General features: G+C 70.4%; 31 protein-coding genes. 15 read left to right on the forward strand and 16 right to left on the reverse strand.

Going from position 1 to position 25,714, the window contains the following annotated elements:
* The first annotated feature begins 195 nt into the window (after nt 1-195).
* Nucleotides 196-972 (forward strand): 2-keto-4-pentenoate hydratase, encoded by a 777-nt coding sequence (locus HJG44_RS12730; protein WP_171218714.1) that lies wholly within the window; start codon nt 196-198, stop codon nt 970-972.
* An 18-nt stretch (nt 973-990) separates the two neighbouring features.
* Here the strand turns inward: HJG44_RS12730 and HJG44_RS12735 are convergent, their stop codons facing one another.
* The 3 genes from HJG44_RS12735 to HJG44_RS12745 all read right to left on the reverse strand — a co-directional run bounded on the left by HJG44_RS12735 (nt 991) and on the right by HJG44_RS12745 (nt 3,763).
* Nucleotides 991-1,263, reverse strand: coding sequence for a hypothetical protein (locus HJG44_RS12735; protein ID WP_003168944.1), 273 nt, complete (start codon nt 1,261-1,263; stop codon nt 991-993).
* A gap of 1,051 nt (nt 1,264-2,314) precedes the next feature.
* Entirely contained in the window at nt 2,315-3,502 is a 1,188-nt protein-coding gene (locus HJG44_RS12740; protein ID WP_171218715.1) for an FAD-dependent oxidoreductase, read from the reverse strand.
* Between the two features lie 12 nt (nt 3,503-3,514).
* Entirely contained in the window at nt 3,515-3,763 is a 249-nt protein-coding gene (locus HJG44_RS12745) for a zinc-finger domain-containing protein (protein ID WP_171218716.1), read from the reverse strand.
* Between the two features lie 88 nt (nt 3,764-3,851).
* On the opposite strand from HJG44_RS12745, the gene HJG44_RS12750 reads away from it, so the two are divergent.
* The 5 genes from HJG44_RS12750 to HJG44_RS12770 all read left to right on the forward strand — a co-directional run bounded on the left by HJG44_RS12750 (nt 3,852) and on the right by HJG44_RS12770 (nt 6,852).
* A complete protein-coding gene (locus HJG44_RS12750) occupies nt 3,852-4,649 on the forward strand; it encodes an alpha/beta fold hydrolase (protein WP_430395055.1) in 798 nt (265 codons plus the stop codon).
* A gap of 68 nt (nt 4,650-4,717) precedes the next feature.
* A complete protein-coding gene (cysE, locus tag HJG44_RS12755; protein WP_171218717.1) occupies nt 4,718-5,554 on the forward strand; it encodes a serine O-acetyltransferase in 837 nt (278 codons plus the stop codon).
* Nucleotides 5,555-5,638: 84 nt separating this feature from the next.
* A complete protein-coding gene (locus HJG44_RS12760; RefSeq protein ID WP_171218718.1) occupies nt 5,639-5,851 on the forward strand; it encodes a DUF3126 family protein in 213 nt (70 codons plus the stop codon).
* Between the two features lie 83 nt (nt 5,852-5,934).
* Complete coding sequence (locus HJG44_RS12765) at nt 5,935-6,264, forward strand: DUF6949 family protein (protein WP_171218719.1); 330 nt, start codon at nt 5,935-5,937, stop codon at nt 6,262-6,264.
* Between the two features lie 57 nt (nt 6,265-6,321).
* Nucleotides 6,322-6,852: a gamma carbonic anhydrase family protein gene (locus HJG44_RS12770; protein WP_171218720.1), complete on the forward strand. Its 531-nt coding sequence runs from the start codon at nt 6,322-6,324 to the stop codon at nt 6,850-6,852.
* Nucleotides 6,853-6,886: 34 nt separating this feature from the next.
* Here HJG44_RS12770 and HJG44_RS24420 read toward each other — a convergent pair whose 3' ends face one another.
* The 6 genes from HJG44_RS24420 to HJG44_RS12795 form a co-directional block, all read right to left on the reverse strand.
* Nucleotides 6,887-6,994: a hypothetical protein gene (locus HJG44_RS24420; RefSeq protein WP_430395064.1), complete on the reverse strand. Its 108-nt coding sequence runs from the start codon at nt 6,992-6,994 to the stop codon at nt 6,887-6,889.
* Between the two features lie 275 nt (nt 6,995-7,269).
* Complete coding sequence (locus HJG44_RS23395; RefSeq protein WP_210261073.1) at nt 7,270-7,458, reverse strand: hypothetical protein; 189 nt, start codon at nt 7,456-7,458, stop codon at nt 7,270-7,272.
* A 155-nt stretch (nt 7,459-7,613) separates the two neighbouring features.
* Nucleotides 7,614-8,279, reverse strand: a complete 666-nt coding sequence (locus HJG44_RS12780; RefSeq protein WP_171218722.1) for a transglutaminase-like cysteine peptidase — start codon at nt 8,277-8,279, stop codon at nt 7,614-7,616.
* A gap of 197 nt (nt 8,280-8,476) precedes the next feature.
* Nucleotides 8,477-9,112 carry a transglutaminase-like cysteine peptidase gene (locus HJG44_RS12785; protein WP_171218723.1) on the reverse strand — a complete coding sequence of 212 codons (636 nt, stop codon included), beginning with the start codon at nt 9,110-9,112 and terminating at the stop codon, nt 8,477-8,479.
* Between the two features lie 277 nt (nt 9,113-9,389).
* Nucleotides 9,390-10,004: a PilZ domain-containing protein gene (locus tag HJG44_RS12790; protein WP_171218724.1), complete on the reverse strand. Its 615-nt coding sequence runs from the start codon at nt 10,002-10,004 to the stop codon at nt 9,390-9,392.
* Nucleotides 10,005-10,110: 106 nt separating this feature from the next.
* The gene (locus HJG44_RS12795; RefSeq protein WP_171218725.1) at nt 10,111-10,695 is read right to left on the reverse strand and encodes a PAS domain-containing protein; all 585 of its coding nucleotides are present in this window, start codon (nt 10,693-10,695) and stop codon (nt 10,111-10,113) included.
* 217 nt (nt 10,696-10,912) lie between these two features.
* Here HJG44_RS12795 and HJG44_RS12800 point away from each other — a divergent pair, with 217 nt between their 5' ends.
* Together HJG44_RS12800 and HJG44_RS12805 are read left to right on the forward strand one after the other, a co-directional pair.
* Complete coding sequence (locus tag HJG44_RS12800) at nt 10,913-11,734, forward strand: rhomboid family intramembrane serine protease (RefSeq protein WP_171218726.1); 822 nt, start codon at nt 10,913-10,915, stop codon at nt 11,732-11,734.
* A 62-nt stretch (nt 11,735-11,796) separates the two neighbouring features.
* Complete coding sequence (locus HJG44_RS12805) at nt 11,797-12,228, forward strand: CBS domain-containing protein (protein ID WP_171218727.1); 432 nt, start codon at nt 11,797-11,799, stop codon at nt 12,226-12,228.
* Here HJG44_RS12805 and HJG44_RS12810 read toward each other — a convergent pair.
* Nucleotides 12,210-13,250, reverse strand: a complete 1,041-nt coding sequence (locus HJG44_RS12810; protein ID WP_171218728.1) for a patatin-like phospholipase family protein — start codon at nt 13,248-13,250, stop codon at nt 12,210-12,212. The two genes, HJG44_RS12805 and HJG44_RS12810, sit on opposite strands and share 19 nt — an antisense overlap.
* A gap of 91 nt (nt 13,251-13,341) precedes the next feature.
* On the reverse strand, nt 13,342-13,758 hold the full coding sequence (gene hisI / locus HJG44_RS12815; RefSeq protein WP_171218729.1) for a phosphoribosyl-AMP cyclohydrolase: 417 nt from the start codon (nt 13,756-13,758) through the stop codon (nt 13,342-13,344).
* A gap of 92 nt (nt 13,759-13,850) precedes the next feature.
* Here hisI and HJG44_RS12820 point away from each other — a divergent pair, with 92 nt between their 5' ends.
* Together HJG44_RS12820 and yidD are read left to right on the forward strand one after the other, a co-directional pair.
* Complete coding sequence (locus HJG44_RS12820) at nt 13,851-14,306, forward strand: iron-sulfur cluster assembly scaffold protein (RefSeq protein ID WP_171218730.1); 456 nt, start codon at nt 13,851-13,853, stop codon at nt 14,304-14,306.
* Entirely contained in the window at nt 14,303-14,629 is a 327-nt protein-coding gene (gene yidD, locus HJG44_RS12825; RefSeq protein ID WP_171218731.1) for a membrane protein insertion efficiency factor YidD, read from the forward strand. Before HJG44_RS12820 ends, yidD begins: the two co-directional genes overlap by 4 nt.
* 16 nt (nt 14,630-14,645) lie before the next feature.
* Here the strand turns inward: yidD and HJG44_RS12830 are convergent, their stop codons facing one another.
* Both HJG44_RS12830 and HJG44_RS12835 read right to left on the reverse strand, forming a co-directional pair.
* The gene (locus HJG44_RS12830) at nt 14,646-15,620 is read right to left on the reverse strand and encodes a hypothetical protein (RefSeq protein WP_171218732.1); all 975 of its coding nucleotides are present in this window, start codon (nt 15,618-15,620) and stop codon (nt 14,646-14,648) included.
* A gap of 11 nt (nt 15,621-15,631) precedes the next feature.
* Complete coding sequence (locus tag HJG44_RS12835; RefSeq protein WP_171218733.1) at nt 15,632-18,121, reverse strand: YfhO family protein; 2,490 nt, start codon at nt 18,119-18,121, stop codon at nt 15,632-15,634.
* A gap of 297 nt (nt 18,122-18,418) precedes the next feature.
* Between HJG44_RS12835 and HJG44_RS12840 the strand changes: the two genes are divergently transcribed.
* Together HJG44_RS12840 and HJG44_RS12845 are read left to right on the forward strand one after the other, a co-directional pair.
* Nucleotides 18,419-18,982, forward strand: a complete 564-nt coding sequence (locus HJG44_RS12840) for a nitroreductase family protein (RefSeq protein ID WP_171218734.1) — start codon at nt 18,419-18,421, stop codon at nt 18,980-18,982.
* A gap of 9 nt (nt 18,983-18,991) precedes the next feature.
* A complete protein-coding gene (locus HJG44_RS12845) occupies nt 18,992-19,603 on the forward strand; it encodes a flavin reductase family protein (RefSeq protein ID WP_171218735.1) in 612 nt (203 codons plus the stop codon).
* Here the strand turns inward: HJG44_RS12845 and HJG44_RS12850 are convergent.
* Entirely contained in the window at nt 19,546-20,277 is a 732-nt protein-coding gene (locus HJG44_RS12850) for an aldolase/citrate lyase family protein (protein ID WP_171218736.1), read from the reverse strand. The genes HJG44_RS12845 and HJG44_RS12850 overlap by 58 nt on opposite strands.
* A 116-nt stretch (nt 20,278-20,393) precedes the next feature.
* On the opposite strand from HJG44_RS12850, the gene HJG44_RS12855 reads away from it, so the two are divergent.
* The gene (locus HJG44_RS12855; protein WP_171218737.1) at nt 20,394-21,398 is read left to right on the forward strand and encodes a lytic transglycosylase domain-containing protein; all 1,005 of its coding nucleotides are present in this window, start codon (nt 20,394-20,396) and stop codon (nt 21,396-21,398) included.
* On the forward strand, nt 21,395-22,609 hold the full coding sequence (locus HJG44_RS12860) for a DUF2336 domain-containing protein (RefSeq protein ID WP_430395056.1): 1,215 nt from the start codon (nt 21,395-21,397) through the stop codon (nt 22,607-22,609). The genes HJG44_RS12855 and HJG44_RS12860 overlap by 4 nt, the downstream gene beginning before the upstream one ends.
* Nucleotides 22,610-22,615: 6 nt before the next feature.
* Here the strand turns inward: HJG44_RS12860 and HJG44_RS12865 are convergent, their stop codons facing one another.
* Entirely contained in the window at nt 22,616-23,389 is a 774-nt protein-coding gene (locus HJG44_RS12865) for an NAD kinase (RefSeq protein ID WP_171218739.1), read from the reverse strand.
* 158 nt (nt 23,390-23,547) lie between these two features.
* Nucleotides 23,548-24,525, reverse strand: a complete 978-nt coding sequence (locus tag HJG44_RS12870; protein ID WP_171218740.1) for an MBL fold metallo-hydrolase — start codon at nt 24,523-24,525, stop codon at nt 23,548-23,550.
* 159 nt (nt 24,526-24,684) lie between these two features.
* Here HJG44_RS12870 and HJG44_RS12875 point away from each other — a divergent pair, with 159 nt between their 5' ends.
* Nucleotides 24,685-25,713, forward strand: coding sequence for a histone deacetylase family protein (locus tag HJG44_RS12875; RefSeq protein ID WP_171218741.1), 1,029 nt, complete (start codon nt 24,685-24,687; stop codon nt 25,711-25,713).
* The last annotated feature ends 1 nt before the right edge of the window (nt 25,714 follow it).

A 25,714-nucleotide genomic window follows, 5' to 3' on the forward strand; every position in this document is an offset into this window, starting at 1 on the left:
TACCTTCAGGTCCTTCCGGTTTGGTGGGACCCTCAAGCTAAATAGAGCCGCATATTGTTTCGACGGGAGCTCAGCCGCGCTGCGATAGTATTTTCATAAGAAAAAGCCCTGACAAAAATATACGTACTCATATAGCCGGATTTTTATTTGACTGAGCACGACTTTGCGCCCTCTCTCGCGCGGGAGTGTGCTTCTATGATTGACCAGAATCTCGATTATCTCGCTAACTTGCTTTGCCGAAACCGTCGGCAAGGACTGACCTCAGATATCCCGTTCGATCTGCTTCGTAGCGAGGATGACGCCTGGGCGGTGCAGTCAGCAGCAATCTCGGCCTTCGCCAATGACGCGGTGGGCTATGCCCTGATAGGCACTTGCCCCGCCATCCGCGGCACGCTTGGCCTTACCAGTCCCATCTACTGCCCGATCCCTGTGGGAACAGTTCTTCAGGACTCCCACGGGCCGTTCCGGCTTCCTCAAGGCTTCATCGGGGCACAATGCGAAATCGTCTTTACGATAGGCGGTCCCCTGGGGGCGGACCATTGGCCCATCACTCGCGATCAATTCTGCAAGGCGATCCTCAGCTACCAACCGGCTATTGGTCTTGTTGGGCGACGTGGTCACCTGACTGGGCAACCACACTTGGCCGCCATCGCTGACTACGCGTTTCATGTTTCGACGATCGTCGACAAATATCATGAGCCAACAGGCCTGGAGGCCATGGACAGAATCGACATGCGAGCGTCGATCAATAACGTTCCGGTGTTTCAGTCGGCATCGGGAGAGGGGCTGGTTGATCCGATCAACTCTGCGCTCTGGCTCGTGAATGACCTGATCGCCAGAGGCAATTATCTCAGCGCCGGCGATATCGTAGCAACCGGATCGATTATTCCGATGCTGCTGCAAATCCTTCCTGGTCAGGAACTGAAGGTCGAGTTGTCAGGCGTTGGCGACGCATCCGCACGGTTTCTTTGAACCAACAGAAGCAGCCGATCAGACGGCCAACTGATGGCCACTGAAAATGTAGAGACCCAACGCCGTCGCCGCCAACCATAGAGCCTCATCCCAATAGGTGAACCTGGTCTTGCCGAATCGTTCGCCGCGATGAACTGCGTAAGCGACGGCCATTACGCCGTATATGCCGGTCCACAGCGCGAATGTGGCAAGGAAGTTCTCGCTCTTCAGAATGTAGGCGATTGCCGCAGCGACGACCAGCTTGATGCCATAGCGCCCAATGTGCTCTCGCGACTGCTCGTCTAACCGCATAACACGCCTGGATCGTTCGTTAGATCAGGCCGAAGACGAGGGACAGCCGGTAGCCGACATACCCAACGCCGATCGCGGTAATCGCCAGGACAAGCAGCAAGCCAAGCCCACCATTCCCTGGCTCTTTCTGAGGGCGCGGCGCCTCGTTCTGATTCTTCCAGACCCTATCATTTCCAGCCATTTGCGATGAGCGCTCCCTCGGCGCTCCAGTGCGCAGCTATTTCTAGGATGCTGCTGCATAGGAATTCGAGAGGGACCGTCCGCAAGCTGCATAAGCGGATTTTATTTCGGGGCTTGAGGTGCGTTGCTAGGTGAACTGCATCACAGGGTCAGGATCGAAAACGTAACGCCCGTTCCACTTTGACCTTCGGAACAGCGGCTGTAGTGTTCATAGTTCGAAGATGAAATGGCGCGCACGATCTTTTGGACTCGGACTCACCGTACACGATCTTATTATGCAAGATCACCCGCCACCGCTTAATGCTTGGATTCCAGCGGCACCCTGTGACGCTGGATAATGGTGCGGACGACGGGACTCGAACCCGTACTCTCACAGAGAAGCAGATTTTCGTACCACCTCGACTTTCGCCGCCGCCATATGGCGTTCGTGGTCTGGACTGTCCCTTCGCCGTGGCCCAAAGGCTTTAGGCGCCGCCCGTCCAGTCTCTACACCTTCCCCCGAAGAGGGGCTTGGCTCGGGATTGGCTTAAGGCATCTGCCCGTTAGCGTTCCCCGACTTTGAGCGGTTCTACTCCGCGGATTTCCCCACGGGCACTCCAATTATAAAGTCTGCTGCGTCTACCGATTTCGCCACGTCCGCCTTTTGCCGCCGATTCTCGCACTAGGTTTCTGCACCTATATTGCACCTAGCACAAAAACAGCCCTTTTATGCCTCCCTTAGCCCGCACTCCCAACATTCTGAAATGCCAACCTTTTTCCTCTCCAAAACTTTTTTTCAGCACGGTAGAAAAAAGACTTTTTAAGTCCCTTGCGTCTACCGGTTTCGCCACGTCCGCGCTCCCGGCAGCGGTAGCCGGGGCCGGGGAGGCGATCAAGCCGGCAGCCGCCAGCCGTAGAGCCAGGCATAGCGCTCGCTCATGCCGTCCGGCCCGAGCCGGCGCATGACGAGGTTGCGGCCGAGCCGGACGAAGCCGCCGGCATGGTAGGCGGTCGCGTTCCTGCGCGCCGCCTCCTGGACCTTTTTCACCCGCGCCAGGCGGGCCTTGCCGTAGGCCCGGATCGCGCCCGGAACGTCGTCCGGCGCGCGGGCGATCGCGGCGGCCAGCACGGCGGCATCCTCGACCGCCATCGCGCCGCCCTGCGCCAGGAAGGGCAGGGCGGGATGCGCCGCGTCCCCGAGGAGCGCGACGCGGCCCGCGCCCATCCGCCTCGCCGGCAGGTCGTGCAGCGACCAGGCGGACCATCGCTCCGCGGCGGACAGGAGCTCGCGGACCGGCGGCGCGACGCCGTCGAACGCGGCGAGCACCCGCTCGCGGCCGGCCGGGGTCGACCACTCGGCCAGCCGCTCGGCCCGGCGCTCGACCGCCACGACGTTGATCAGGCGGGTCGCCCCGATCGGGTAGTGCACGAGGTGGCGGCCGCGCCCGAGCCAGAGCCCGCCCTCGTTGCCGCCGAGCTCGACCGGCGCGCCGGCTCGCGGGACGCTCGCCCGGTAGGCGACGAAGCCGCTCGGGACGGGCTCGCGCGCGTCGCCGAGGCACGTCCGCGCGCGCGACCAGAGCCCGTCGGCCCCGACCGCGAGGTCCGCCTCGGCCGCATCCGCCGCCCCGCCCGCCGCCTCGAAGGAGAGCGCGACGCGCCCGCCCGCCTGCGACAGGCCGGCGAGGCCGCGACCGACCCGGAGGCGGACATTGCCGCGGCCGCGCACCGCGTCGAGCAGCGCCGTGTGCAGGTCCTGGCGCGCCACGAACCAGTAGGGCGCGCCGAAGCGCTCGTTCGCCTCGGCGCCGAGCGCGACGGTGGCGATTTCCGCCCCGGAGCCGAGGTCGCGCACGCGGATGCGCTCGGGCTCGGAGGCGACGCGCCGCAGCACCGGCCCGAGCCCGAGATCGATCAGGATGCGGCTGGCATTGGGCGAGAGCTGGATGCCGGCGCCGGTCTCGCCGAACCCGGTCCGCCGCTCGTAGACGGTGACGTCATGGCCCCGGCCGGCGAGGGCGAGGGCGGCCGTGAGGCCCCCGATCCCGGCGCCGACGACCGCGATGCTGAGACGGCTCACAACGGATTGCGCTCAGGCCCTGTCGCGGTCGTCCCAGAGGCAGTCGGCCGGCTCGGATTCGGAGGCGGAGAGCGACGGCTTGTACTTGTAGAGCGTACCGCAATAGGAGCAGATCGCCTCGTCGGCCGATCCCATGTCGATGAAGACATGCGGATGGTCGACCGGCGGCCGCGCCCCGATGCACATGAACTCCTTCGCGCCGATATGAATCGTCGACACGCCGACATCGTTGTGGAAATGCGGAATACCCGACTGAGCCATCCTGCCTCTTCCGGCCGCCCGTTCGCCTCCGGGCACGCGGCGCTCTCTGGCATGCGTGGCCGGGCCGGGCAATGGGCGGAGACCTTTCGTGGCTGACGCAGCGGGCCTGGAGACGAGGCGGGCCGATCTCGGCTCCGTGGAGATCGCCTATGCGGACGTGGCGCCGGCGGCGGGCGTCGCGCCGCAGCCCGTGCCCGTCCTGCTGATCCACGGCTTCGCGTCCAACCGCGGCGTGAACTGGATCGCGACCGGTTGGACGAGCACCCTGAGCCGGGCCGGCTACCGGGTCGTCGCGCTCGACAACCGCGGGCACGGCGAGAGCGCCAAGCTGTACCGGCCCGAGGACTACCACACCTCGCTCATGGCGGGCGACGCGATCGGCCTGCTCGACCGTCTCGGGATCGAGCGCGCCCACGTGATGGGCTATTCCATGGGCGCGCGCATCGCGGCCTTCGCGGCGCTGGAGCATCCCGGCCGGGCCGAGACCGTGCTGCTCGGCGGGCTCGGCATCCACCTCGTCGAGGGCGTCGGCCTGCCGCTCGGGATCGCGGACGCCATGGAGGCGCCCTCCCTCGAGGTGCTGACCGACCCGATGCAGCGGATGTTCCGCGCCTTCGCCGAGCAGACGCGGAGCGATCTGCGCGCGCTCGCCGCCTGCATAAGAGGGTCGCGCCAGACGCTGAGCAGGGACGAGGTCGCCCGGATCAGCATGCCCGCGCTGGTCTCCGTCGGCACCCGCGATCCGATCGCCGGCTCGCCGCACGAGCTCGCCGACCTCCTGCCGCGCGGCCGCGCCCTGGACATCCCGGGCCGCGACCACAATCTCGCGGTGGGCGACCGGGTGCACAAGGAAGGCGTGCTGGCCTTCCTGGCTGAGCACCGCTGAGCCGGGCGGCCGGCCAGTTCCGGGCGGCGAGCCGGGCGTGGTAGAGAGATCCTCCAGGAGGCACCGTCATGGCGCATCACTTGGCCCGTCAGGAGGCCGTCGGAGAGATCGCGGGCATCGTCGACCCGGTCTGGATGCGGATACGCCAGGAGGCGGAGGCGGCGCTCCGGGCCGAGCCCGCGCTTGCGACCCTGCTCTTCACCACGATCCTGAACCAGGCGACGCTCGAAGCCGCCGTGATCCACCGGGTCGCGAGCCGGCTCGCGCATGCGGCGCTCACCTCGGACCTGATCATCCAGACCTTCGAGGAGGCGCTGGCGGCGGACCGGAGCGTCGCCGAGGCCTTCCGGGCCGATCTCATCGCCGTGGTCGATCGCGACCCGGCCTGCTCGCGCTTCCTCGAGCCGCTGCTCTATTTCAAGGGCTTCCACGCCATCCAGACGCATCGGCTGGCCCACTGGCTGTGGAACGAGGGGCGACGCGACTTCGCCCTCTATCTCCAGAGCCGCTCCTCGGAGGTGTTCCAGACCGACATCAACCCGGCCGCGCGGATCGGGAAGGGGATCTTCCTCGACCATGCGACCGGCCTTGTGGTCGGCCAGACGGCCGTGATCGAGGACGACGTCTCGATCCTGCAGGGCGTGACGCTGGGCGGCACCGGCAAGGAGCGGGGCGACCGCCATCCCAAGATCCGGCGCGGGGTGCTGCTCGGTGCGGGCGCGAAGGTGCTGGGCAATATCGAGGTCGGGCAATGCGCCCGCGTGGCCGCAGGCTCCGTCGTCCTGCAGCCGGTCCCGCGCAACACGACGGTCGCGGGCGTGCCGGCCCGGGTCGTCGGGGCGGCGGGCTGCGCCGAGCCCGCCCGCTCCATGGACCAGATCCTGTCCGAGAAGAGCGAGCCGTAGCCGCCTTACCGAGCGGCGGAGCTCGCCTTGCCGCCCGCGCCGCGTCGTGGCAGGGCTGGTTCGGAACAATTCGAGGGAAAGCTTTTGGACAAGTCTGAGCTCGCCAAGATCGAGCGCTTCATGCGGCGCACCTTCGCCAACCATTCGATCCGCGTGGTGGCCCGGCCGCGCAAGACCGATTCCGCGGAGGTCTTCGTCGGCGAGGAATTCGTCGGCGTCGTGTTCGTGGACGACGAGGACGGCGACCGCTCCTTCAACTTCCAGATGGCGATCCTGAGCGAGGACCTACAGGACTGATCCGGTCGGATTTTAACCAAGTCCGGCGAAGTTGCTTAACGGGAGGTAAACTCCGCGCCAAAACGGCCCGAGAGGAGACCGGCATGGCGCTTGGCCAATCGAGCATCGACGCGTTCTCGGCGATACTGCTGGGCTTCGCCTTCGCGGGCGTCCTCGCGAGCGGCTTCGAGCTTGTGGTGCGGCGGCCGCTCGGCTTCTCCTCTCTCCAGACCGGCGATCTCGGCGCGGTGGCGACCGTGCCGGTCCTGGTCTTCTCCGCGCCGCTCATCATCCTGCGCAACACCGTGAGGGGGCGGCGGCTGGACGGGCGTCCGATCCCCTACGTCATGCTGGCGACGGTGATCGCGTGCCTCTGGAGCCTGATGTGCGGCCGCATCGTGCTCGACCTGACGCATCTTCTGACCCAGGCTTGACCGGCCGCGGCCTGCGGTCTTTCTGGACGGCGACTGTCTCCCAAGCCGCCCGGTCCCATGCCCATCTATGCCCTCGACGACGTCGCGCCCGAGCTGCCGCCGGACGGCGAATACTGGATCGCGCCCGACGCGCATGTGATCGGGCGCGTGCGCCTCGGCCGCGGGGCGAGCATCTGGTTCGGCTCGGTCCTCCGCGGCGACAACGAGCTGATCGATGTCGGCGAGGACGTGAACATCCAGGAGAATTCGCTCCTCCACACCGATCCGGGCTTCCCCCTGACGCTCGGGGCCGCCTGCACGATCGGCCATCACGCCATCCTGCATGGCTGCACGGTCGGCGAGGGTTCGCTCATCGGCATGGGCGCGACCGTGCTGAACGGCGCCGTGATCGGGACCGGATGCCTCGTCGGCGCGAACGCGCTCGTGACCGAGGGCAAGACTTTTCCGGACCGCTCCCTGATCGTCGGCGCGCCCGCGAAGGCCGTCCGCGAGCTCGACGACGCGGCCGTCGCCCGCCTCGCCGGCACGGCAGAGCACTATGTCAGGAACTGGCGCCGCTACGCGGCCGGGCTCAGGCGGATCGGGTGAGCCTCACCGCGCGGAATCTGGATCGCGCCCGAGCTTACCCGCCGAAATTCGGGTTTCCCTCGACAAGATCAAACGGATCCATGCTGTCGTGGAGGACTCGCAGGACGAGAACCGCCTGGTCGTCCAGCACACGGTAGAGCAGGAAGTGCCCTCGGCTTCCGCACGGACCGAGGCGATTGCTTTGCGCGGCTGCGGCTCAGGCGGAGATGGTATATGCGGCGGCCCGGACCGATGCACGCCTCCAGGCGGCTGCCGGCTCGGTCGGGTTCCATCCTGATATCCTCGAGAGCGGCGACGAGGAGTGCCTCGTAGCGATCGCGACCCGAGGGGCCAAAGAGCTTGGCGCTCCGGTCGAGGACATTTTCGATGTCGCGACGGGCGGCCCACGTGAGCCGCAGAGCGCGCATCCGACCTCGCCTAACGCCGCGCGGTTGCGCCGTGACGGGCTATGTGGGACGCAAGCGCCTCTGGCTCGATGTCGGCGAATTCGCCCCGGCGATATGCCTCTTCGCCTTCCTCCGCTGCTGCCCGAAGCCGCTCCAGTCTCATTCCGCTTTCGATGAAGGCGTCGAGACGATCGGTGAGATTGATGTTCCGCGTCGGCACGGCACCCCTCCTCTGCGCCGAGCGTAGGAGTATGTCGAAAATTGACAACACTGGGCCGTCATGACGGCCCGCACCGCACCATGCCCCGGCCGAGCCAGACAGCGCCTCACCCGGTCGGCGCCGTCCGCCGGCGGAGGAGAGCTGCGCCGCGGCTTCTAGCGGTTCGCCGTCGTCGTCGGCGAGGTCTGCTCCCCGAGGGAGACCCATTCGCGGCCGTCCTGGCCTTCGCGCTTGACGAAGACATAGCCCGTCTCGTGCCAGGGCAGGATGGCGGAGCGCTTGTTGTCGAGGATGAGGTCGCCCCCGTCGGTCCGGACCATCATGACCGCGTGGCCCTCGCCCTGCTCGTCGATGACGACGGTCATGCGGAAGGCGCGCTTCGGAAACCCGTATTGCTCGACCAGGATCTTGCGCTTGAGCAGCTGGAAGTCCTCGCAATCGCCGTAGCCGTCCTCAGGCAGGTCCCAGCGGTCGACCACGCCCCAATGCTCCATGTCGGTGCGGGGCTTGATGGTGGTGTTCACCTTCCGGTTCACGGCGTTCAGCGCCTTCCAGGTCCGGCCGTTCAGCGCCACGGTGGCGGGCTCTGCGGGATTGACGTCGCATTCGCCCTGGTAGCGCTCGCAGAACTTCACCCAGCCCTGGACGGGGCGGGCGGAGCCGGCCGCGTCGACCCTGCCGATCGATGCGGCGTTCGGCAGGGCCGCGACCGTCTGGGCGGAGGAGGGACTTGCGGAGGCTACGGCTAGAAAGGCGCCTGCGACCGCGAGGACCTTCGTGAGGCCACGAAACCCGCGCGACCCTACCCCGCCCCTCAGCATGACCGCCTGCCCCGATTAACGTCCGATTAACCAAGCGTGCCATGGCCGCCGGGAGCCCTCAAGGCGATTGTTAAAGCTTCGTTAACGCCGCTGCCGGGCGTTGTCCCGAAGACACGGGGCCGGCTCGCAGGAGCCGGCCCCGCCGCGATCCCGGCCCTGGGGGCATGGAGGCCGGTGCGCGTCCGAATGGACCGAGGTCAGCGCCGATTGGCCGTCACGGTCGGGGAGGCGGCCCGCCCGAGCGAGACCCAAGCGACCGCGTCCTGGCTCTCGCGCTTGACGAAGATGTAGCCGGTCTCCGACCAGGGCAGGACCTCGTCGGTCTTGTTGTCGAGCGTGAAATCGCCCTGGCTCGTGCGGATCATGAGCACCGCATGGCCTTCGTTCTTCTCGTCGATGACCACGGTCATGCGCATCGCCCGGCGCGGCAGGCCGGCATCGGCCAGCATCTTGCGCTTGAGGAGCTGGAAATCCTCGCAATCGCCGTAGCCGTCGGCCGCGAGGTCCCAGCGGTCGGCAACGCCCCAGTGCTCGGAATCGAGCATGGGCTTGATGGTGCCGTTCACCTTCCGGTTCACGGCCACGATGGTCTGCCACATGCGCGGGGTGAGCGTCACGACGGCCGGCTCGGTCGGATCGACCGCGCATTCGCCCGGGAAGTTCCGGCAGAAATCCGTCCAGGCCGGGAGCGGGCGCGCCTCGCCGACATGGGCGATCGGCTGCGCCTGGGCCGGCAGCGCGGCCACCGTCTGCGCGCAAGCAGATCCCGACGCCGCCCCCAAGCAACCCGCCGCGATCACCAGCGCTGCCGCCGCCTTGATCTTGTTGTTCATGTTGTTCCCCCTGTCCCGGGGAGCAACATGCCCGCGCCCTATACACCGGCGCTGAAGCCGATCTGCGCAATTTGATGCAATCGGCGCCGCGCAATTCTCGACAAATCACGTGCCGAACACGGCTCTGCCGGAATGCGAAGAATTTGACGGTTTCGCGAAACGGCGGGGCGGGCAGGGCGAGCCCGCCTGGACCCGCGGGTCGGGCGGATCTGGACGGAGGGGCCGGGTCGGCCCGGCCGGCCGGAGATGAAGGGCGGCGAAGCGGCCGCGCCGCCGCTCAGAGGATGATGTTCTCGTCGAACCGGTCGGCCGAGAGCGGGAGCCGGAATTCGAGCGCGACGCCGTTCTGGAAATGGCGCACGACCTTGGCGTTCGTGCTGCCGATGGTGACGCCCGCGCCGATCGGCGGCTTGGAATCGACCGCGATCGCGGCGCCCGACATGGAGATGTCGATGATCCGGGCCGGGATTTCCCGCCCGTTCTCCAGCTTCAGCACGCTCGTCAGGACGCGCGGCGTGATGCGCTCGTGCCGGCGGTCCTCCGGCAGGCCGAGCGCGGTCCGGTTGGCGAGCCAGGTGAGCTGCGAGGCGAGCTTGTCGCGCTTGCGCGGGGCGGCATGGATGCACATCGCAAAGCCCTGCGCGGTGTGCCGCTTGATCTCGCCCTCGATGCGGCCGAGATGCTCCAGATAGACCACCACGCGCTCGCCGATAGCGCCCTTCACGGGCGCGGTCAGGAGCACCCCGCCCGGCGAGATGTCGACCGTCTGGCAGGGATATTCCTGCCGGTCCGTCAGCATGTAGCGGCCGAGCAGCGAGACAAGCACGCGCTGGTGACGGCGCCGCTCGATCGGGCGTGTCTGAAGCTGGGGCGCCGCCTGCAATGCGCTCATCTCGACGGATCGGGTCCTTTATGGCCGTCGGACGATACCCCTCCAGTGTTAACGCTGGCTTGAGCAGAAGGCGTCAGGGCGACAAAACGGCGCCGCCCGTCCCGGCTCAGGAGCAGAGGCCGCCGTCGAGAACCACGAAGGGCCACCGCTTCGTCGCGGGCGTCGCGGCGAATTCGGCCAGGCCGGGCGCGAGCGGCCGGGCGTTGCCGATCACGCGCAGGGACCGCATCTCGAAGGAGTCGAGCGGGGTCAGGCCGAGCCACGAGGGAACCGCGCTCGGCGACAGGGCGCCGAGCGCGCGCCGGTTCGGCGCGCCGTGGTGGCGCAGCGGCAGGACGATCAGCTCGAGCCCGATCACGGATCCGAGCTCCGACTGGCCGACCATCCCGGCGACGACGCCGACCGTGTCGTTCACCACGAGGTCGATCAGCTGCTCGGGCTCGGCGCGGCGATCGGCGAGCCACAGGCTGGCGAATTCGACGCCTTTCAGGTCGCGGCCGAACAGCGCGCAGACGCGCGTTCCGGCAAGCCGTACATGGGCGCGGCCCTCGGGGTCGATGCCGAGAATGAAGGTGTCGGCGAGGATGTGGCGGATCCGGCCGGGCTCGATCTGCGACCGCTCCGGAGCTGCCCTGTCGCCGCGCAGGCTGTCCCAATAGGCGAACAGCAGGCGCGAGGTGGCGTGTTTCATCTCGGGACCGCCTCGATGCTTCCGGAGCGTGCGCCGCTCCGTTTCGGGAACCGGGCCCGCGCCCCCCGGTCTAAACCGGGACGGGCGCGAGGCTCACGCGGCCCCGGCGCGAGGGGCATGCCGAAGAGGCGGCCGCCCACAGAAAGGTCCTGTTAGGGTTAACGCAGGCGAGGAGCCCGCTTGCGGGTTCGGGTGCGCGGCCCCAATTTCGCCGGCGATGTCCTATGATGCGATCGGGCGCCGCGAGCCGGCCGTGAACCTGCCGGGCGTGGTTCTGGGCGCCATCCTGGCTCTCGTCGCCATCCATCTCGTCCGCGGATGGCTGTCGCCGATGGCCGATGCCGAGCTCCTCTTCGGGGCCGGCTTCATCCCGGCGCGCTGGTCGCTCGCGATCGGCTGGGCCGAAGCCGGCGAGATCATCCGGGCGGCGGCCGAGACGGGGGATCCCGACCTCCAGGCTGCGCGCGCGGCGCTGGCCCAGTTCGTCGTCGCGAGCGGGGAGACGCGCCCCTGGTCGCTCCTGACCTATGCGCTCCTGCACGGGTCCTGGATGCATGTTCTCCTGAACTGCATCTGGCTCGCGGCCTTCGCCAGTCCCGTGGTGCGCCGCTGCGGGGCGGGCCGGGCGGTGGCCCTCGCGGCCGCGACGACGGTGGGGGCCGCCCTGGCGCAATGGCTCGCCAATCCGTTGAGCCCGCAGGTGATGATCGGGGCCTCGGGCGCCGTATCAGGCTTCATGGGCGCGGCCGCGCTCTTCGTCTTCACCAGGCCGTCTCCGTTCCGGTCCTGGCCGGCCGGTCCGCGGACGGAGCGGACGAGCGCCCTCGACCTCCTGCGGAACCGAAGCGCGCTCTTCTTCCTGGGCACCTGGCTCGGCATCAACCTCCTGGTCGGGCTCGTGTCGCAGCCGCTCGGGATCGCCGAGGGGGGCATCGCCTGGCAGGCCCATATCGGCGGGCTCCTGACCGGCCTCCTCGTCTTCCCCTGGCTCGATCCCGTGCGGCGCTCGCCGAGCCTGCCGTATCCGCCCGCGGCTTGAACGCGGCCGCCCGCTTCCGCACAATCCGGGTCCGAAGCACGGGTCGATCTGGAGGCAAGCCCATGAGCGTCGAGCAGATTCTGGCGGGGAAGGGCCGCGACGTGGTGACGATCGGCCCCGACCGCACGCTCGCCGACGCGGCCGAGTGCCTGTCCCGGCGCCGGATCGGCGCCGTGGTCGTCGTCGACGGCTCGGGCGGAGTGCTCGGCATCATCTCCGAGCGCGACGTCGTGCGGGCGGTCGCGGAGGCCGGATCCGAGGCGCTGAACGCGCCCGTCTCGAGCCGGATGACCGCCAAGGTCGTCACCTGCACGCCGACCTCGAGCATCGACGACATCATGGGGCTGATGACGGAGGGCAAGTTCCGCCACGTCCCGGTGATCGAGGGCGGCAAGCTCGCCGGGATCATCTCGATCGGGGACGTGGTGAAGCAGCGCCTTTCCGACATCGAATCGGAGCACCGCGCGATGCGCGACTACATCGCGACCGCCTGAAGCGACCCCTTCGCGGCGCCGGGTACGGCGAGCGCCGCGTCCATCATCTCGAGGATGTCGGGCAGCGCGCGCTCGGCCGACTGCCTGCCGAGCTCGATCGCCTCGGCGGCGCGGTGGAACTCGAACAGCCCGATGCCGGCGAGCTTGGGCGAGACCATCGCGTCCGGCGGATCGCCCGCCAGACGGGACCGAGAGATGCGGTCCTGCGTGATGTTGAAGGCATCGATCATCACGCTCGCCATGCCCGGCGCCGTGCGACGCTCCCGCCGCCGTGCGGGATTGTCGAGCCATTGCGAGAACAGGCCGGACCGCGGCGGCTCGCCGGCGGCCTCGTCGAGCGGCCCTTCCTCGTCCTCCCCGTGATCGGGAATGACGGTGCCGCGCAGCCGGATGTCGTTGTTCAGGTTCACGCAGATGACGACGTCGGCCCCGAAGGCGCGCGCCACCGTCACCGGAACGGGATTGACCAGCGCCCCGTCCATCAGCCAGCGCCCGCCGAGCCGGACCGGGGAGAAGACGCCGGGAAGCGCGTAGGAAGCCCGCAGCGCGTCGACCAGCGAGCCGCGGGTGAGCCAGATCTCGTGCCCGGTCACGAGCTCGGTCGCGACGGTCCCGAACCGGATCGGCAGGTTCTCGACGCGGAGCCGGCCGAGATCGAATTCGAGGAGCTTCTGCAGCCGGCCGCCCGCGATGAGGCCCGAGCCGCCGAGATGGAAATCCAGCAGGCCCATCACCCGGCGCTTGGTCAGGGAGAGGGCGAAGCTCTCGATCTCCGCGAGCTTGCCGGCCGCGTAGCAGCCGCCCACCACGGCGCCGATCGAGCAGCCCGCGATCATGTCGGGCCTGATCCCGGCCGCGTCGAGCACCCGCAGCACGCCGATATGCGCCCAGCCCCGCGCCGCGCCCCCGCCGAGCGCCAGCCCCACGCGGAGCCGCCTCGTTGGCGCCGGGTCCTTCTGCGCCTCCGCCGTGCCGTCCCCTCCGAGGCTGAAGGCGCGGCGGGCAAGTCCATCGAACAGCATTCCGGCTCACTCCTCCTCCCCGGATGCTGCCACGGCGCCGTGAAGGCGGCATGAACGGCGGGCGCAACCCTCCGCCGCGCTGCGCACGCGGCTAGGTGTCCGATCCCGCGGATGCAGGCACGAGGACAGCTCCCTCGCCCGACCGCTCCACCCTCCGGTAGAAGCAGCTCCGGCGGCCCGTGTGGCAGCAGCCGCCGTCGCCCCCGACCCGGACCCTGATCCAGATCGCGTCCTGGTCGCAATCGACCCGCATCTCCTCGACGGTCTGGATCTGGCCGCTGGTCGCGCCCTTGTGCCAGAGCTCGCCGCGCGAGCGCGACCAGTACCAGGCCTCGCCAGTCGCGAGCGTTCGCGCGAGCGACTCGGCATTCATGTGCGCGACCATCAGGAGCTCGCCGGTATCGGCGTCCGTCGCCACGCAGGTGACGAGTCCGTCCCGCCCGAAGCGCGGGGCGAGCCGCAGGCCCTCCTCCAGCTCACGCTTCGTCCCGACGCTTGCGAAATCCACCGGCCCGGCCCTCCTGCGCGCCGCTCGCGACGGGGCACGCCTCTTCCTATATCCTGTGCCGGACCCGACGGGCCGAGGGAAGCCATCCCGGCATGCTGAGCGACATCTACAACCAGCGCATCCTGGAGCTCGCGGCGGATATCCCGCGGCTGGGCCGGCTGCCGCACCCGGACGGCACGGCGCGTGCCCATTCGAAGCTCTGCGGGTCGACCGTGACGGTGGATATCGCGACGGACGGCGAGGTCGTCACCGACTTCGCGCATGACGTGAAGGCCTGCGCGCTCGGGCAGGCTTCCTCGTCCATCATGGCGCGCCACGTGGTGGGCTCCACGGCGGCCGAGCTGCGCGGGCTGCGCGAGACGATGCGCAGGATGCTGAAGGAGAACGGCCCACCGCCGAGCGGGCGCTGGGCCGACCTCGCCGCGCTCGAGCCGGTCCGCGACTACAAGGCGCGCCACGCCTCGACGATGCTGACCTTCGATGCGGTGGTGGAGGCGCTCGACCAGGCGGAGGCGCGCCGGAGCGCCCCGCGCGAGGCCGCCGAATGACGGCCGGCAGCCTGGCCGGCGCCGCCGGCCGGCGCCTCGCGACGGGCCTGATCCGCGCCTACCAGCTCACCTTCTCGGCCGTTGCCGGGCGGACCTGCCGGCATCTTCCCACCTGTTCGGATTACGCGGCCGAGGCGGTGCAGCGGCACGGCGTCTGGCCGGGCGCCTGGATGGCCGCCGCCCGGATCTGCCGCTGCGGGCCGGGCGGCAGCTCGGGCCTCGATTTCGTCTGCGAGGAGCTGCCCGAGCGCGCCGCCTGGTACCTGCCCTGGCGCTACGGCCGGTGGCGGGGCACGAACGCGACGCCGCCCTCCCGGCGCTGAGCCTCGCGGTGCCGGCTCAGGAATTGCCGGCCAGAACCTCGATGTCGCGATCGAGGCCGCTCTCGACCTTGAACTCGCGGGTATAGACACGCCCGTCATGCCGGGCGATGACCATGTATTCGCCCTCGGCGAGGGTGACGGTCGGGAAGGCGCCGATCGCCTCGCGGATCACGTCGCCGCCGGGGGTCAGCACGCTGAACGCCGTGCCCGCGAAGGCCTCGCCGCCCGGTGCGGCGACGAGCTTGAGCGTGACCGTGGCGGCACGGTGGTTCACGGTCGCCTCGGTGAGACGACCGGCCTCGACCTTCAGGTCGACCCGCATGATGGCGTTCGATTCGCCGTAGGTCGAGACGACATGGTAGCTGCCCTCGGGCAGCCGGATGATCTCGCCCGCGCGGACATTGCCGACGACGAGCCGGCCCTCGCTGTCGTTGCCGACGGGAAGGAAGACCGAGAAGCTGAGGCGGTCGGGGCTGATCGGACTGTCCCCGATGGCGCCGGCGAGCTTGAGGGCGCCGCCGTTGACGGCGAGGCGCTCGGAGGCGCCGCCATTCGAGACGGAGATCCTCCTGGAGGCCGTGGCGAAGCCGTAGGCGACATGCACCGTGTAGCTGCCCGGGGACAGCGAGATCGTCGGCGCGGCCGCCGTCGATTTCGCGATCAGCTTGGGCCGGGCCTCGACGCCGCTCTCCGCGAAGACGCGCCAGACGAGGCCGGACCGGATGGGCCGGCCATCGGCCGAGAACACGGCGGCGAGCGACAGATTGGCCGCATCCGCCGCAGGAGCCGGGCCCGGCACGGCGGGCGGAGGCGGCGCGACCCCGATCGCGCCGCCGGGAAGCGGAATGGTCGGGGCGGCGGCCGGGGGTGGCGGCATCGTGCCGAGGAGGCCGTTGGGCGATGGCGCCGGCCCCGTCAGGCTCTGCGCCACCGCCGGCTGCGCGAGAAGCCCGAGCAGCGCCGCCGCAATCCCGAACCGCCTGAAACCCATCACCATTCCGTTCAGCGGGTCAGCGTCTCCGCCTCGCCGTCCTCGTCTTCGATCAGCCCGCTCGCGGCCGAGACCAGGTTCGCGACCGAGAGCGGGCGGAACTGGAACTCGACCCGGTGGCGGCCGGCCGGCACCTCGACGCCGCGGAAGAGCAGGTTCGCCCGCAGCATCCTGGCCGGCTTGCCGTCCACCGTGACCTCCCAGCCCGGATAATAGATGTCATGCAGGACGACGATGCTGTTGCGGTCCGTATCCACCTCGAGTGAGACGGCATTGCGGCGATAGCCGGCGACCTTCACGGACCCGACCGCCGGGTCCGGCTCGGTCGCGGTGTCCCGCACGCCGTAATCGCCCGCGAGCTCCGCGACCTGGTCCGATTCGATGAGCGCCGCCGAGCGACGGTCGAATTCCGGCATCTCCTCCTCGGAGAGCACCTTCTCCGAATCGACCGGGATCGCATGCGTCGCCAGATAGGCCCGGGGCGCCCCGGGGCTGAGCTGGTACACCCAGATCGGGCCCGAGCCGTAGAGGAGCTTCGCCCCCGGCAGGCGCGGGAAGTGCCGCGGCAGCTTCTCCACCGGGCGGTCCAGCACGAGATATTCGAGGCCGAGCAGGCTCGCGAGCCGGCAGCGATAGCCCCGAAAGGTGCCGGGGAACTGGCGCAGGTTCGGATCGGCCGCATTCTCGCCGGGGCCGATCGCGCGCTCGTAATCGGCGAGCCGGAGCGGGTTGTAGCCGATCGTGTCCTCGAGCCCGAGGACCATCGAGGCGTTCTGCCAGGCGCCGCCGAGCCCGAGGATCTCGACGCGCGGGCGCTCGCCGCGCGCATGGCGCTCGGCCAGGGCCTGTTTCAGCACCTGCAGGCCGCGGAGCTGCTCCGCCGGAAGCTCGCGGAACACGGCATAGCGCTCCGCCGGCTCGGCGTTGAGCGCCGAGGCCGCGTTGCGCCACAGGAGCTCGCCGCCCGTGAGGGCGGCGAGGAGCGCGGCCGCGGCCGCGCGCCGGCGCCGGTCGCCGCCGCTCTTCCACAGGAGCCAGACGAGCGCGCCGGAAAGCGCGAAGCCGAGCGCGATCTCGGTCCCGGCCGCCGCGCCCTGGTTCGCCCTGATCGCGAAGGTGAGCCCGGAGAGAACCGCGCCCAGGACCGCGGCGATCGCGCAGGCGACCAGGACGGCGGCAAGCGGCGAGCGGCGCATGTCGGCGAAGCGCGGATTGCCCTCGTTCAGGAAGCGATGGACCAGGTAGCCGCCCGCGAAGGCGAGCGCGATGTTGATCAGGAAGGTCGCGTCGGCCGGCCGCCGGTAGAGGGCGATGCCGGGCAGGTTGTCGAAGACGAGCGAGAAGACGGGCGTATAGCGGCCGAGCGCATAGAGCACGGCCGCGATCCCGACGACGAGGAAGAAGCGGAACTCGCGCGCCAGGAGCCGCCCCCCGGCGAGCCCGTGCCAGAGGATCAGGACCGCCGGGGCCGTGCCGGCGAACAGGTAGTTCGTGGCGCGGTCCGTCCAGGTGCCCTCGACGAGCGAGTGCCAGTCCGGCCCCCAATAGTCATAGGTCCAGCGCAGCGACCCGAAGACGTTGGCGAAGAGGATGGTCGCGAGGCTCTCGGGCGGCAGCGAGCCCATCGCCGCGACCCCGAAGCCGAAGGAGGGACGGGTCGAGGTCGCCAGGAGCTGCATCGTAAGGACGACCGGCACGGCCAGCAGCGCCGCTCCGACCAGGCCCGCGGCGAGCAGGATGCCGGCCCGCGCCCGCAGATACCCGACCGGGCGGCCGGACAGGACCGCCTGGTGGACGACGACGCCGATCAGCATCAGCCCGGTCAGGAAGGCGACCTGGTCGCGCCCGACGACCATGGTGCTCGCCACCGCGGCGAAGAGGCAGGCGAGGAGGTAGGAGCGGCGGTCGAGCGCCTCCTCCAGCAGCAGGAGGGCGAGCGGGAAGATCCCGTAGCCGAAGATCATGCCCGTATGCTGCAGGCGCGCCGAGGCGGAGCCGCCCAGCACGAAGATCGCGGCCGCCACGAAGGCGCCCTCGGGCCGCCAGCCGCGCCGGGCGAAGAGCGCGAGCATGGCGAGCGCCCCGGGCAGGAAATGGGCGAAGACCACGGCGTCGAAGAGCTGCATGGAGGGCTGCGGCACGAGCCAGCCGAAGAGCAGCATCGTCGGGGTGAAGAGGAGCGATTGCGGGTCGGCCACGGCCGGATGCCCGCTGAAATGGTACGGGTTCCAGAGCGGCAGCTCGCCATGGGCCAGCGCTTCGCCCAGATAGCGGAGCATCGGGTAGAAGTGGTTCTTGGAATCCCACGGGACGACGCTTCCGGTCAGCGGCCAGGCGAGCGCGGCGCAGGTCCAGAAGGCGAGGACGGCCGCGATCGCGAGCGCCCATTGCCGGCGCGTCCAGGCGCCGGAGATGCGGCGCGGCTCGACCACCAAGGCGGTCGCGGCATCGGCGTCGGTCGCGACTGTGCCGCCGGCCGGTCCGAGATATTCAGCACGCATCGAAGGGTGACGCCGTGACGGAGGAGGCCCCTGGCCGGCGCGCGGCGATGGCCCGCTGCGGCATGGCCCGGCGCGGAAGCCGCGCCGGCTGAAACGCGTTTGACACCTGACATCCCCCGCGGCGCCGCCGACCTCTCCGCCCGCTCGCGCCGGGTGCCTGTCCGATCCGGTTTGATCTCTACCGGGGACAAGTGGCAGGGAGATGGCGGACTCGTGTTCTCGGCCCGGCCCGCGGCTGACCTGATGGTTCTGTCCCGCGAGCCGCCTCTTCCCTGCTCCCTCTCGGCTGAAGGCAGAATGAACGAACAATTGGCTCTTCTGGCGCGGCGCCGCTCGGTGCCGCCCCACCTGATGACCGGTCCCGGTCCCGACGAGGCGGAGCTCGAGGCGCTGCTCACCATCGCGGCCCGCGTCCCCGACCACGGCAAGCTCGCGCCCTGGCGCTTCATCGTGATCGCGGGCGAGGCCCGCCATCGCATCGGGGAGGCGATCGCGGCGGCCTTCCAGGCCGACGAGCCCGGCGCCGATCCCGAGCGCGTGGCGACCGAGCGGAACCGGCTCGCGCGGGCGCCGCTCGTCGTCGCGGTCGTCTCGGCCGCCCGGCCGCACGTGAAGATCCCGGAATGGGAGCAGGTCCTGTCGGCCGGCGCGGTCTGCATGAACCTCGTCGTCGCCGCGAACCTCCTCGGCTACGCCACCGCCTGGCTGACCGAATGGTACGGGTTCGACCGCCGGGTGCTCGATGTGCTCGGGCTCAGGGCGCACGAGCGGCTCGCCGGGTTCATCCATATCGGCCGGGCGAGCGAGGTGCCGGCCGACCGTCAGCGCCCGGCGCTTTCGGACATCGTCACCCGCCTCTGAGGGGCCCCCATGTTCTACGACGCGACAAAGAACGACCACGGCCTGCGCCACAACCCGATGAAGGCGCTGATCGGCCCGCGGCCGATCGGCTGGATCTCGGCCCTGAACGCCAGGGGCGAGGTGAACCTGTCGCCCTATTCCTTCTTCAATGCGGTGGCGGAGAACCCCTTCATCGTGGCCTTCTCGTCGAACGGCTACAAGGACGCGGTCGCCTTCGTGGACGAGACGAAGGAGTTCGTCTGCAGCCTCGCGACCTGGGACACGCGCGAGGCCATGAACCTCACCTCGGCGCCGCTCGCGCGCGGCGAGAGCGAATTCGCCTTCGCGGGCCTCACCCAGGCGCCCTCGCGCCTCGTGAAGCCGCCGCGTGTGGCCGAGGCGCCGGCCGCGCTCGAATGCCAGTGGCTGCGCACCATCCAGCTCGAGGACCGGGACGGCCGCAGGATGGAGCAGTACCTCGTCCTCGGCCAGGTGATCGGCGTCCATATCGACGACCGCTTCGTCAAGGACGGGCTCGTCGACACCGCCGCCATGCGGCCGATCATGCGGGGCGGCTACATGGATTACTTCGTCGCGACGCCGGAGACGAAGTTCTCCATCCAGCGCCCCAAGGGCGCCTGAGGGTCGAGGCGCCTCAGCACCGCGGCCTCGTCCGGGCTCAGCGCGAGCTTTGCCGAGAACCCGTCCCGCCGGGCGCGCGCGGCCTCGCCCGCGAAGGCGTCGAGATCCGGGAGGGCCGGGCCGGCCGAGTCGATGGCCGGGACGCCGGCCGCTGCGGCCGCGACGACCACGGCCGCGCGGATCGCTGCCAGCGGTTCGGGCAGGCGCGCCGCTCCCGCGCTCGCGCAGCCGAGATCGCGAGCCAGCGCCGCGAAGTCGTAGGAGATCCCGGCGAGCCTCGGCCCGGTCTCGGCGAGCGACGGGAGGGCGAGCGCGCCGCGCGCGCTCTCGACGCAGGCGACGATCCGGGTGCCCCGGTCGGGAAGGCCGAGCTCGGCCTCGATCACGGCGAGGCGGGCGGCGAGCCGCTCGGCATCGGCCCGGCCGACCGCGTCCCGCAGCCAGATCCCGTCCGGTCCGGCCGGCATGGCGGCCGCGAGCTCGTCGGCGCCGCCCCGTTCGAGCGACTGGATGCGCATGAAGACCGGGGCCCCCGGGGCGCCGGCCCGCACCCGCCCGAGCGCCGCGGCAGGGTCGCCCCCGCGCCACTGGTCGATCACGAACAGGTCGGGTCGGACCCGGAGCGCGTCCTCGATCCGGGGGCTCTCGGCGGCGATGAGGAGGGCGGCGCGCATCGTCCCAGGATGAGCGGCCGGAGCGGCCCGTGCCAAGCCCGATCCCGCGGGTTGAGGCTTCGTTTACCATAAGGCCGCAAGGTCGGGCTCTCCATCCGAGGCGGCGCCCCCGATCGATGTTCCTGTTCACGACGCCCGCCGAACCCCGCGCGAGCGCAGCCGCGACGCCGGTCGTCGACGCCATCCGCCAGGGCGCGGAGCAGACCGGCACGAGCTTCGAGTACCTCCTCTCGACGGCGCGGCGGGAATCGGCCCTCGACCCCGCGGCCCGGGCCGCGACCTCCTCGGCCGCGGGGCTGTTCCAGTTCGTCGAGCAGACCTGGCTCGGGCTGATGAAGAGCGAGGGCGGCCGGCTCGGGCTCTCCGACCTCTCGGCCGCGATCACGGCGCGCGGCGACGGCACCTATGCGGTCCCGGACGGCTCGGCGCGGGAGGCCATCCTGAAGCTGCGGGAGGATCCGCGCCTCGCCTCCATGATGGCCGGGGCGCTGACGCAGCAGAACCGCCAGGCGCTGGCGGCCGCGACCGGCCGCGAGCCCAGCGGCGGCGAACTCTACATGGCGCATCTCCTCGGCGCCCGCGGCGCGACGGACCTGATCCGGACGGCGAGCCGGAACCCGGAGCGCCCGGTCGCACCCGACATGCCCGAGGCGGCGGCCGCGAACCGCCCGATCTTCTTCGACCGCACCGGCAGGGCGCGCAGCGCCGGCGAGCTCTACGCGCTGCTCGGCGCCGCCGCCGGTCCGGCGCCGGTCCCGACCCCGCCCGGCGCGCCGCGCACCATCACGGCGACGGGCCAGCCCGCCGTCACCCGCACCGGGGAGGGGCCGCCGCTGCACGGGCTGTTCCGCAACGACGTGCGGACTGGTCCGGTCTCGGATGCCGTCGCCAAGCTTTGGCGCGTGAACCGCGGCGCCGGGGAGCAGCGCGCCGCCTTCGGCTATTTCCCGCGCGGGGACGGCGCCGAGGTCGCCCTCGCGGCCGAGCCGGAGGCGGCCGTCTCGACGGGGAGCCTGCCTGTGGCGGGGATCCCGGCCGAGGTGCCGCTTCCCCCGCCGCGGCCGCGCGCCGCCGGCCCGGCCGCGAATGCGCGCCTCGCCACGACGGGCCTGCCGAGATGATCGTGCGCCGCTTCCTGCTCTGGGCGCGCAGCGCCTCCCCCGGCCATCGCGCCGAGGCGACGGGCGCGCTCGCCCGCGCCTTCCTCTACTCGGACCTTTCGGAGGCCGACCGCTGGGAGGCCGAGACCGCGCTCACGGCCATGCTCGACGATCCCTCCGCGATCGTCCGCCGGGCCATGGCCGAGAGCCTCGCCGCCTCGCCTGACGCGCCGCGCCACATCATGGTGGCGCTCGCGGCGGATGCGCCCGAGGTGGCCGAACTCGTGCTCGCGCGCTCGCCGGTCCTGATCGACGCGGATCTGGTCGATGCGGCCGCGATCGGCGACGATCGCGTCCAGTGCGCCATCGCCTCGCGGGCACCTCTCTCGCGCCCGGTCGCGGCCGCGCTGGGCGAGATCGGGCGCCGGCCGGCGCTCGTGCGGCTCGCCAGGAATCGCGGCGCCGATATCGGCCATTCGACGCTCGTCCGCATGGTCGAGCGACACGGCGACCACGCGCCGCTCCGCGAGACGCTTCTCGCCCGTCCGGACCTGCCGGTCGACATCGCCCAGGCGATCGCGGCCGCGCTGGCGCGAGCCCTGGAAAGCTTCGTGGTGGGCTGCGGTTGGCTGAGCCCGGAGCGCTCCGGCCGCATCACCCGCGAGGCCTGCGAGCGCACCACGGTCGCGCTCTCGGCGCAGTCGGAGCGAGACGAGGTCGGCCGGCTCGTCGCCTATCTGCGCGAGTCCCAGCAGCTCACGCCCGCCCTCATGCTGCGGGCGATCCTGTCGGGCGAGCTGGCCTTCGTCGAGGCGGCCTTCTGCGAGCTCACCGAGGTCTCGCCCAAGCGCGTCGCCGGCTTCTGCCGCGAGCCGGGCGGGCACGGATTCCGCGCCATGTTCGCGAAGGCCGGCCTGCCCGCCGCGCTCCGCCCGGCCTTCGAGGCCGCGCTCGCGGCCCTGCGGGGCGGCACCGCCGCCGCCCGGCCCGCCGGGGCCAGGCTGTCGCGCGGCGTGATCGAGCGCGCGCTCGCCGCCTGCAGCGACCTGCCGCCCGACCAGGCCGGACGCCTCGTCGCGCTGCTGCGGCGCTTCGAGGTCGAGGCGGCGCGCGAGGAAGCCCGGCTCATCGCCGACGAGCTCGCGGACGAGGCCGCGCTGGACATCGTCATGCGGCACGCCCCCGAGATCCTGCTGGAAGGGCCCGAATCCCCCTCCTCGATGGCCGCCTGAAGCGGGTCAGTACCCGAACTGCTCGACGAGGATGCGCTCCTCGAGCCCGTGGCCGGGATCGTGCAGCATCACGAGGTCGATCGTGTAGTCGAGCGACGCGCTCACGCAGGCGACGCGCCGGAACTCGGTATGGTCCGCGACCGCGCTCACCGGCCGGAGCTCCGGGTCGATGACGTTGATCGTGATCCGCGCGCGGTCGGGCAGGAGCGCGCCGCGCCAGCGCCGCGGCCGGAAGGCCGAAATCGGGGTCAGCGCGAGGAGCGGGGCGTTGAGCGGCAGGATCGGCCCGTTCACGGACAGGTTGTACGCCGTCGAGCCGAAGGGCGTCGCGAGCAGGATGCCGTCGGCGACGAGCTCCTGCAGCCGCACCTTGCCGTCCACCTCCACCCTCAGCTTCGCCGCCTGGTGCGTCTGGCGCAGCATGGAGACTTCGTTGATGGCGTAGGCCGTGTGGCGCTCGCCCTGCACGTCGCGCACGTCCATGAGCAGGGGGTGGACGACGCTGCGCTGGGCGGCTCCGAGACGCTCGACCAGGCCCTCCGGCCTGAACTCGTTCATCAGGAAGCCGACCGAGCCCTTGTTCATGCCGTAGACGGGCTTCGCCTGGCCCATGAAGCGGTGCAGGGTCTGCAGCATGAGCCCGTCGCCCCCGAGCGCGACGACGATCTCGGCCTTGTCTGGCGGGACGGACGGATAGCGGGCCGAAAGGTCGGCGAGCGCGGCCTGCGCGTCCGGCGTCGGGCTCGCCACGAAGCCGATTGTGATGTCCCGGCCGGTCATCTCGTCCCGCTCTGGTCCGGAGGGCTCGCGCCCGGGTCGGCGCTGCGTCGCAGCCGAGCGGGTGCCTCTACACGAGGCGGACCCGGCTTGGAACCGTCCCGAGCGGCAGCGTCCGGGGAGACGGCGCGGGTCCGGAGAGCCGCGCCGGCCCGGTCAGCTCAGATGGCGGGCGTCCACTGGATCGGGACGAAGCGGAAGCCGCTGCCCTCCTTGAGCACATGGCCGGTGGCCGGAAAGGGGGCGTGGTAGAACGACACCTGCATGCGGTCGGCCGCGATCATGTCCAGCATCCTGATGCGGGTCTCGCGCGCCTTGTCGGCGTCCATGTCGAAGACCGCGGCCCAGGTGGGATTGCGGACGAACAGCGCCGGATGGTTGGTGATGTCGGACACCATCAGGAGCTGCCTGCCGCCCGAGGCGATGCGGAAGGCCGTATGGCCGGGCGTGTGGCCGGGCGCCGCGACGGCGGTGATTCCGGGCGCCAGCTCCTTCTCGGCCTGATACTGCTTCACGTCCTTGGCGATCGGTCCGAAGACGCGGCGCACGTTCTGGAACGCGCCCTTCATGCCCTCCGGCGCGGAGCTCATCTTTCCGTCATCCATCCAGAAGGCCCATTCGGGCTCCGGCACCATGATCTCGGCCTTCGGGAACACGGCGGGCCCGTCCTTCAGCCGGATCCCGTTGATGTGGTCGCCGTGGAAATGGCTGACGACGATCGTGTCGACCTGGGCCGGGTCGAAGCCGGCGGCGCGGAAATTCGTCATCCAGCGGCCCGCGGTCGGCGGGCCGACATCGCCGTTGCCGGTATCGATCAGGACCGTCTTGCCGCCGGTTCTGACGACCAGCGCCGTGAACGTGATCGGGAGCGCGTTGTCCGGGAGGAACGCCTCCGCCATCGCCTTCTTCACATCGGCGAGCTCGGCATTCCTGATGAAGCCTTCCAGCGGCCGCATCCCGAAGCCGTCATGAATGGCCGTGATCTCGATGTCGCCGACCTTGTAGCGGTAATAGCCGGGGGCCTGGGCGGAGCCGGCCGGCGCGGCCGGCGCCGCGGCGGTCTGGGCCAGGGCGGGGCTCGTGCCGGCGGCCGCGACCGCGATCGGTCCTGAAGCGAGTACCATGCGTCGGTTGATCATCCCAAAAACCTCCCTCGTCGTCGTCCGCCGGCGGAAGCTGCCGGTCCTGCGCAGGCCAGACGCAATGACGCTGTATACGGCCGAGCTATTCCGGTTGCGTCCCGGGTGGATTCAGGAAAGCGTGAGCCGCCCGGCTCCGATCCGCAATCCCCCTGTCCCATGCTCGTCACGCATTCTCCCGCATCCGTCCTGCACGACCCTACCGGATATTTCCGGCGCGGCCGGACGGTCGAGCATCCCGAGCAGGCCTCGCGCTACCGCATCCTCCGGACGGCCGTGGAGGAGGCGGGCCACGCGCTCCTCGACACCGCCGATCACGGGATCGAGCCGCTGCGGGCCGTCCATACGGACAGCCACCTGGACCTGTTCAGGACGGCCTGGGACCGCAAGGCGGAACTGCCCGGCATCGGCGAGGAGATCCTGACCGGGCATTTCTCGCGGCCGCAGATGCATGCGCGCCCGGAGGGTCTCCTCGGGCTTCTCGGCTACCACATGGCCGACACCTCGACGCCCGTCCGGGCCGGGACCTGGGAAGCCATCTACGGCAGCGCGCAGGCCGCGATCTCCGCCGCAGACGCCGTGCCGGAACGCGGCGCCGCCTATGCGCTGTGCCGTCCGCCCGGGCACCATGCCTATGCCGATTCGGCGGGCGGCTTCTGCTTCCTGAACAACACCGCGATCGCGGCCGAGCGACTGCTGGCGAGAACCGGCGGCCCCGTCGCGATCCTCGACATCGACGTCCATCACGGCAACGGCACGCAGGGCATCTTCTACGGCCGCGGCGACGTATTGACCGTGTCGGTCCATGCCGATCCCGCGAACTACTTCCCCTTCTATGCGGGCTATGCCGGGGAGACGGGGGAGGGCGCGGGGGCGGGCGCGAACCTGAACATCCCCCTGCCGCAGGGCACCGGCGACGGCGCGTGGCTCGAGGCGATCGGCGAGGGGCTCCGGCGGATCGCCGCCTTCCGCCCCGCCGCGCTCGTCGTCGCGCTCGGATTCGACGCCTCCGAGCACGATCCGATCGGCGCATTCAAGGTGACGACCGCGGGATTCGAGGCTGCCGCCCGCGCCGTCGCGGCTGCGCACGGGACCGTTCTCCTCGTCCAGGAGGGCGGCTATCTCTGCGAGGCGCTGCCCGGGAACCTCGTCGCCTTCCTCCGCGCCTTCGAGGAGGCGAGGCGGTGAC

It is taken from the genome of Enterovirga aerilata (assembly GCF_013044135.1).
GTDB classification, from domain to species: domain Bacteria; phylum Pseudomonadota; class Alphaproteobacteria; order Rhizobiales; family Beijerinckiaceae; genus Enterovirga; species Enterovirga aerilata.